General features: G+C 60.0%; 6 protein-coding genes and 1 pseudogene. 4 read left to right on the forward strand and 3 right to left on the reverse strand.

Features of this window, described 5'->3' with window-relative positions:
• The first annotated feature begins 19 nt into the window (after nt 1–19).
• The gene (gene galE / locus Q0526_RS13235) at nt 20–1,045 is read left to right on the forward strand and encodes a UDP-glucose 4-epimerase GalE (protein ID WP_298734445.1); all 1,026 of its coding nucleotides are present in this window, start codon (nt 20–22) and stop codon (nt 1,043–1,045) included.
• A 51-nt stretch (nt 1,046–1,096) separates the two neighbouring features.
• Here the strand turns inward: galE and Q0526_RS13240 are convergent, their stop codons facing one another.
• On the reverse strand, nt 1,097–1,870 hold the full coding sequence (locus tag Q0526_RS13240) for an AraC family transcriptional regulator (RefSeq protein ID WP_298734447.1): 774 nt from the start codon (nt 1,868–1,870) through the stop codon (nt 1,097–1,099).
• Nucleotides 1,871–1,991: 121 nt separating this feature from the next.
• Here Q0526_RS13240 and Q0526_RS13245 point away from each other — a divergent pair.
• Together Q0526_RS13245 and Q0526_RS13250 are read left to right on the forward strand one after the other, a co-directional pair.
• Nucleotides 1,992–3,046 (forward strand): annotated as a pseudogene (locus tag Q0526_RS13245) (ATP-binding cassette domain-containing protein).
• 84 nt (nt 3,047–3,130) lie between these two features.
• Nucleotides 3,131–5,014 carry a fructose-specific PTS transporter subunit EIIC gene (locus Q0526_RS13250; protein WP_298734449.1) on the forward strand — a complete coding sequence of 628 codons (1,884 nt, stop codon included), beginning with the start codon at nt 3,131–3,133 and terminating at the stop codon, nt 5,012–5,014.
• A 31-nt stretch (nt 5,015–5,045) separates the two neighbouring features.
• On the opposite strand, the gene Q0526_RS13255 is transcribed toward Q0526_RS13250, so the two are convergent.
• Entirely contained in the window at nt 5,046–6,044 is a 999-nt protein-coding gene (locus Q0526_RS13255) for a SpoIID/LytB domain-containing protein (protein ID WP_298734451.1), read from the reverse strand.
• A gap of 132 nt (nt 6,045–6,176) precedes the next feature.
• On the opposite strand from Q0526_RS13255, the gene Q0526_RS13260 reads away from it, so the two are divergent.
• A complete protein-coding gene (locus Q0526_RS13260) occupies nt 6,177–7,013 on the forward strand; it encodes a hypothetical protein (RefSeq protein ID WP_298734453.1) in 837 nt (278 codons plus the stop codon).
• Nucleotides 7,014–7,041: 28 nt separating this feature from the next.
• Here the strand turns inward: Q0526_RS13260 and Q0526_RS13265 are convergent, their stop codons facing one another.
• The gene (locus Q0526_RS13265; protein WP_298734457.1) at nt 7,042–7,641 is read right to left on the reverse strand and encodes a hypothetical protein; all 600 of its coding nucleotides are present in this window, start codon (nt 7,639–7,641) and stop codon (nt 7,042–7,044) included.
• Between the last annotated feature and the right edge of the window lie 260 nt (nt 7,642–7,901).

Genomic DNA, 7,901 nt, shown 5'->3' on the forward strand with positions numbered 1-7,901 from the left:
CATAAAGGAGACGATTGGTATGGCAATTTTGGTTAGCGGTGGCGCCGGCTATATCGGCAGCCACACCTGCGTGGAACTTCTGGCCGCGGGATACGACATCGTCGTTGCGGACAACTTCTACAATTCCTGCCCTGAGGCACTGGCCCGCGTCAAGAAGATCTCCGGTAAGGACTTCCGCTTTGTGGAAGCGGATATGACCGACAAGGAGGCGGTGGAAAAGATCTTTGCCGCCAACCCCGACATCGATTGTGTGATCCAGTTCGCCGCCTACAAGGCCGTGGGTGAGAGCGTCTCCAAGCCCATCGAGTACTACTCCAACAACTTGGCCTGCACGCTGAACATTCTGGATGTTATGCGCCGCCACAACTGCCATAACATTATCTTCTCCTCTTCGGCCACCGTGTACGGCGACCCCGCCAGCGTGCCCATCCGGGAAGACTTCCCCGTGGGCGGCACCACCAACCCCTATGGCACCACCAAGGTCTTTACCGAGCGGATCCTGACCGACTGCTGCCATGCCGATCCCGAGCTGAATGTGGCGCTGCTGCGTTACTTCAACCCCATCGGTGCCCATCCCTCCGGCCTCATCGGCGAGGATCCCAACGGCATCCCCAACAATCTGGTGCCCTACATTGCCAAGGTGGCCGTGGGCAAGCTGGAGAAAGTCCATGTCTTCGGCAATGACTATCCCACGCCTGACGGCACCGGCGTGCGGGACTACATCCACGTGGTGGATCTGGCCCGCGGCCATGTGGCTGCTATCAAGAAGCTGGAAGAAAAGCCCGGTCTCTTCATCTGCAATCTGGGCACCGGCCACGGGTACAGCGTGCTGGATGTGATCCACGCCTTCAGCAAGGCTTGCGGCAAGGAACTGCCCTACGTCATCGATCCCCGCCGCCCCGGCGACATTGCCGAGTGCTGGTGCGATCCCAGCAAGGCGAAGAAAGAACTGGGCTGGGAAGCGCAGTACGGCATCGAGGAGATGTGCGCCCACAGCTGGAACTGGCAGAGCCACAACCCCGACGGCTACAAGACGGCCGAATAATTTGCCACAACGAACAACAGGCGCAGCCGAAAGGCTGCGCCTGTTTTGGCGTTATACGAACATCTCCTCGCTGCGGGGCGGCAATTTGGGTACGGCCGGGGGCGGTGCGGCGGCAGCACGCCAAGCGGCGGGGGAAACCCCGACCTCCCGCTTAAAGACCCGGCACAGGTAGTTGGCGCCGGAAAAACCTGTCAATCCGGCGATCATCTCCAGATTGTGTTCATCGGTAAGCAGCAGGGTCTTGACGGCTTCGATGCGTACCGTGGTCAGGTACTTGCCCGGCGGTACTCCCAACGCTTGTTTAAAGGTACGCACCAGATGACTTTTGGTCACCCCCAGCTGCTCGCTGAGCTCCTCCACCCCATACAGGGCCATATAGTTTTGCCGGATGGCTGTCACCGCTTCGGAAACCAGCGGCGGCAGGGGGCGGGCTGTCTCATCGGCTTTGGCTATGGCGCACAACAGGGCATAAGCCATGGCGGCGCTGTCGGCGGTCTGCAGTTGGGCCACCAGCTCGGCTGCCCCGGGGCAGGAGGCGCCGTCCGCCCAGCGGGGGGCGCCCAGCCGCAGCAGGTAGGCATCGGCGCAGTACCCGGTCAACCGCACCGCCAACAGGTGGCAATCGCTTTCCGGGACCAGCGCCAGCGGTCCGGCGCCCAACAGGACATCTCCGCTGCGCCCCGGGACTTCGCAGCCTTGCAGCCGACAGACCCCGCGGGAAAGTACCCCTACCCACAAGCCGGCACCAACCAACTGAACCGGGTCGGTGCCGTCCAGTTCGGCGGTTTTCGCACAGGCACAGTACATTTCTGCCTCGAAAATCAATTTCCACCCTCCTATATCAATAAAATGCTATTTTCAAACCTATTTTAACCTGTTATTATAGTCGTGTCAAGTAAATCAGCCCCACACACGGGGCACAAATACCATATTGGAGGGTTTTGTCATGGCTTCTATCAGCTGCCGTCACGTCAAAAAGGTTTACCCCGGTAACGTTGTTGCCGTTCCCGATTTTAGCCTTGAAATCGCCGACAAGGAATTTGTCGTCTTCGTCGGTCCTTCCGGCTGCGGCAAGTCCACCACCCTGCGGATGATCGCCGGTCTGGAAGAAATCTCCGGCGGCGAGATGTACATCGGCGACCGCCTGATCAACGACGTCCCGCCGAAAGACCGTGACATCGCCATGGTGTTCCAGAACTACGCTCTGTATCCCCACATGACCGTTTACAAGAACATGGCGTTCGGTCTGGAACTGCGCAAGATGCCCAAGGACGAGATCGACAAGCGCGTCCGTGAGGCTGCCAAGATCCTCGAGATCGAGCACCTGCTGGACCGCAAGCCCAAGGCTTTGTCCGGTGGTCAGCGTCAGCGTGTAGCGCTGGGCCGCGCCATGGTCCGGAACCCGGCGGTCTTCCTGTTGGACGAGCCTCTGTCCAACTTGGATGCACCTTCATCTATGTTACCCATGACCAGACCGAGGCCATGACCATGGGCGACCGGATCGTCGTCATGAAGGACGGCCTGATCCAGCAGGTCGATACCCCGCAGAACCTCTACGATTACCCCTGCAACGTCTTCGTGGCAGGCTTCATCGGCAGCCCGCAGATGAACTTCTTGGACGGCACGCTGAACAAGAACGGCAACCAGTACACCATCGATCTGGCCGGCACCATCATTCCGCTGCCCACCGAAAAGACTGCCGACGGCAAGCTGGATGCCTACGTAGGCAAGACCCTGAAAGTCGGTATCCGTCCTGAGGACATCAAGGACGACGAGGACTTCTTGGCCAAGCATCCCAACAGCCATATCAACGCCGAAGTTGAGGTTTCCGAGCTGATGGGCGCTGAGATCTACCTCTACCTGACCTACAAGGGCCAGAACCTGATGGCTCGTGTGGCGCCCACCTCCAAGTCCCGTCGTGGCGACAAGGTCGTGGTTGCTATGGACACCAACAAAATTCATCTGTTCGATCCCGAGAGCGAGAAGACGCTGCTCAACTGATCTTTTGCACCTTACAAGGCGGCTCCGCTGCGGCGGAGCCGCCTTTTTTACGGAACATCCACCAGACAGGAGGGAAAACGTCCCATGCACGTTACCGATCTGTTACAGCCGGCTTGCGTATCTTTGCGGTATCAGGCCGATTCTCTGCAAGCGGCGGTACACAAGTTGACCGAGCTGATGGCGCAGGCGGGCAATCTGGATGATGTGGCAGCCTTTGAGGCGGACGTACAAAAACGGGAAGCCTTGGGCGGCACCTGTGTGGGCGGCGGAATGGCAATTCCCCATGCCAAGAGCGAAGCGGTACGGGCCCCGGCGCTGGCAGCCATCACGCTGGACCCGCCATTGGCCTGTCCCACACCGGACGGCATCCCACTGCGGATGATGTTTTTGATCGCGGCCCCGGCGCAGGCCAACGACCTCCATGTACGGGTTTTGGCAGAGTTGGCTACTTTGCTGCTGGATAAAGAACTTTGTACCCGCTTGATGCAGGCGGACACCCCCGACGCCTTTTGCCGCCGAATTGCCGAACAGGAAAATCCCTCCCCCCAACCGGACCCGCCGCAAAAGAGCAGTAAGCCTGAGCATTGGCGTTTTGTGGCGGTCACTGCTTGTCCCACGGGGCTGGCGCACACCTATTTGGCGGCGGAAGCACTGCAAAAGGCCGCACAAGCGCGGGGTGTCAGCCTAAAAGTGGAGACCAATGGAGCCGCAGGTGTCAGCGATGCGCTGACGACAGAGGACATTGCCGGGGCGGACTGCATCATTGTGGCGGCGGATCGTACGGTGTCCACCGCCCGGTTTGTGGGCAAACGGATGGTATCGGTGTCGGCACGGGAGGCAATTCGGGACCCCGGCGCCGTGTTGGACCGGGCTGCCGAAAGCTGCGTGCCGGTATACCGCGGCGGCGACGGTTTTCGGGCCAACGACTGGAAAGAACTGGCGCGGGAAGCATACCGCCACCTGATGAGCGGTATCTCCCATATGCTGCCCTTTGTGGTGGCAGGCGGTGTGCTCATCGCCTTTGCCTTACTGTTTGCCCAACTGGGCTTGCCGGACCCGTTCACCGATATGATGGATACCGTGGGGCGGGCGGCTTTTGTGCTGATGTACCCGGTGCTGGCTGCGTTTATTGCTTACAGTATCGGGGATTTGCCGGCTTTCATGCCCGGCCTGATGGGTGGGTATCTGGCCCAACTGGGTACGACCATTGCACCGGAAGAAAATTGGGTTTCCAGTGGATTCTGGGGTGCATTGGTGGCAGGCTTTGCCGCAGGACTGCTGATCCGGCTGCTGAATTTTGCGGGACGTTGGCTCCCCCCGGCGCTGGAACAGGTCCGCACCGGGTTGCTGACGCCGGTTCTCAGCCTGCTGGGCGTAGGCTTTTTGATGTTGCTGCTGGTCAACCCTCCGCTGGGGCATTTTAATCTCTGGCTGTGCGATCTGCTGGACGGTATGCAGGGCGACAGCCGATTGGCGTTGGGGGCTTTGTTGGGGGCTTTGATGGCCACCGACTACGGCGGGCCTATCAACAAGGCCGCCTACCTGACGGGAACCTTGGCGCTGGTCAACGACCAGTACGACATCATGGCGGCGGTCATGGTGGGCGGTATGGTGCCGCCTATCGCCGTGGCGTTGGCTTGCCTGCTGTTTAAAAATCGTTTTACCCCGGCGGAGCAGCGCACCGCCCCGCAGAACCTTTTGATGGGAGCTTCCTTTGTCACCGAAGGCGCGCTTTCCTTTGCCCTGCGGGATCCGCTGCGGGTAGGCCCTGCCTGCATGTTGGGCAGTGGTCTGGCGGGGTTCCTCAGCGTACTGTTTGGCTGCGGCTGTCCGGCCCCCCACGGCGGTTTGTTCCTCATTGCGCTGATTCACAACCCGGCAGGATTTCTGCTGGCACTGGCGGCAGGTTCGCTGCTGGGCGCGGCACTGTTGGGACTGCTGAAAAAACCGTTGTCCTCTTCCTCATAACCCCCATGCCTCCCTGCGCGGGAGGCATTTTTTATTGGTAAATCGTACAGCCCGGAAAATAGTAGGTCAAGATCTCTTGCCAAGTGGAACCACCCTCCGCCATGGCTTTGGCGCCGTATTGGCTCATCCCCACGCCATGGCCGTATCCATAGGTGGTCAGCGCAAAGTTCTCGCCGTCGTAGGTGACAGAAAAGCTGGCAGAACGCAGCGAAAAGGCGCTACGCAGTGCGGTGCCGGAAAAAGAAGTGCCGCATACCGTCAGGCGCTCCACATAGCCCGCATCGTCCCATTGGCAGGCACCGAACCAAGCAGCGGGATCTCCCTCCGGTTCCAGTCCCAGATTTTGCAGCAGGGTCGTCATCTGTTCGGTGGTGTATGTCACGGTTACGGCATAGTCGGGCACTGTTTTGTCCCACGGGGAATCGACCCCTTGCAGGTAAGGCAGGGCCGTCACCCAGATGTTTTGGCTGGCTTCGGTATGTCCGGCGCTGATGCTGTGGTAGCAGGCTGCAGCCGGGGCGCCCTCATAGCAGAGCAGGGCGCCGCAGACTTCGGTGGCCAACGCGGCCAGCCGGTCATAGTTCGCGGTAAAGTCGTCGCCCCAGCGGGCTTGCAGGACCTGCGCATCGGTCCAGCCGGCGCATAGGGCACTGTTCACCTGCATGGGTTCGCTCCCCAGCGAGAGAGCATAGCTGTGGCTGGCCACCATCTGGGCGCACACCGCGTCGTCGGGCCAGTCTGCCGGAAGTTCGCAAGCTGCTGTCCCAATCAAAAATTCCTCCACCGGTACGGTGATGGTTTGTCCCACTGCGGCATCGTAGAGGGTTAGGTCTGCCGCGGCATCGGTGTTGCCGGCATGGGGGTCCGCAGCCAGAGGCGGCGGGGTGACGGCGGGAATTTCGGGGGCCGGTGTGGCCGCGGCGGATTCCGGTACAGGGGTGTCCCGCTGTGACGGCAGCAAAAGCACGGTGAAGGGGGCGGCCAGCGCCAAAAGCCCCAGCAATAGGGTATAGAAAAGTGTTCGTTTCAAGGTTCCCATTCCTCACTCTTGCAATTTGCCCGGCGCGGCGGTACAATACTTTCAGACTTTGCGCGGGGCCTGTCCTAGGGTATGCGGCATCCCCTGCGGGTTAGACCATCGTACGGAAGAGGGGAATCTGCCTTGAAACAAAAACGACCGCACGGGATTGTGCTGCTCTTTTTCGGCCTGTTGCTGGGCGGTCTGCATGTGGCAGATCTGCTGTTCTGGACCGATACAGCCACCGGTTTTGCCGCCGAGGGCAGTGTCTGGCTGCGGTATATTCCGTGGCTGGCGGCGTTGCTGCTGCCTTACCTGCCTGCCCGGCGGGCGGCTGCACAGCCGGCGGCCTTGGCGGAATCCAATCCGATGTTGGGCGCTTTTATGTTGCTGACCGGCTTGGCGTTGGTGATTTCCGGTGTCCTGACCCTCTCTTTGCTCCGGTACACTTTACAGAACCCTGCGGCGTTTACCGGGTATCCGCAAATTTCCGCATGGGCCGACGCCATCACGCCGCTTTTGGCCGGGGTATGGCTGCTCTGGTATGGGGTACGGGCTTTTCTGGGATATGGCATCCGGCATAAGCGGTTGGGCAGTCCCTTTTTGATTCTGGGTGTGTTTGCCTACTACTTGTGGCGGTTGGTTTGGCGTTTTCAGATGGTGCCGGCGTCGCTGGCACGGATGCCTTGTACGGTACGGGTGCTTAGCGCGGTGGCGGCGCTGCTCTTTGTGGTGGTGCTCTTCAAGGTGTTTTTGGTTCCGGAGTACCCCTGCGGCCATACACTGTTTGCCACGGGAAGCGGTTGTTTTCTGCTGTGTACCTGCTTTGAGCTGCCCCAAACGTTGTTCGAAGCGGCCTACGGTATGCTGACTTTGCCCGATCTTTTGACGGGCTTGGGTTTTGGTACGCTGGGGCTCTGCGGCTTTGTCTGTGCGTGGGCAGCAGCCGGAGAAGACATCACGGAGCAAGAAGAAATGTAAAAAGGACCGGGGCCCTTGGGGGCTCCGGTCATTCGTTTGGTGCGGCACAATATTCGGATAAAAATATCTGTAAAGCGCTGTACCGGTCGCACAGCAGATCGGCAGGGGACGGCGGCTGCCGTTGGGGCAGCGTCGGGTTCAGCGGCAGCCGCAGGGCGGCAGTAAACGGTCCGTTGCCGCCGCTTTGTACCACGGCGCCACCGCAGACTGCGGCCAGCCGCAGCAGCAAAGCCCGGGTGTCGGCAGGCAGGCGATGCCCCATGCCGCCCCGCAAAACCAGAATGGCGGCATGAGCGGTGGCTTCCAACTGTAATACGGCGTGGGCGTCGGGGGCAGACAGCACTCCGTTCATCCAGCACAGCAATGCCGCATGCAGCAACCCCCGGGGCAGTGCGGCCGGAGCGGCGTGGCTGGTGGGGGCAAAATACAGCCAGCCGGGGCGGCGGCGTACACTCTCTTGTAAAGCGGTGCATAGGGTTTCCAGTTCGGCGTTTAAGTCCAGTGCGTGGCTGGGGGGCGGGGCGGTCAGTGCCTCGGCCAGACATACGAGGCGGAGCTGCGGCAGAACCGGCACACCGTAGGCGGCCTGTTCTGCCAATAAGGCACGGGCCGGATCATCGCTGGGCATGGGGATCACCTCCGTTTGCGTTCTTGTCTAGTCTGCGCAGTTTACGCGCCAGAATGGTTGGAAAATCCTTCCGCCTTGGTAAAAATCAGAATTTTTTTGAAAAATTTGCGTTAAAAGAATAACAGCCCTCTTGCAGATTGTGTAAGAATAGGGTACAATAGTATCATACCGCAGAGCGGGAAACACCGCTCACAAGGTTATACAATAAAATCTTGGGAGGATTTTACTATGGCTGTTAAAGTTGCTATCAATGGTTTTGG

The organism is uncultured Subdoligranulum sp. (genome assembly GCF_937890665.1).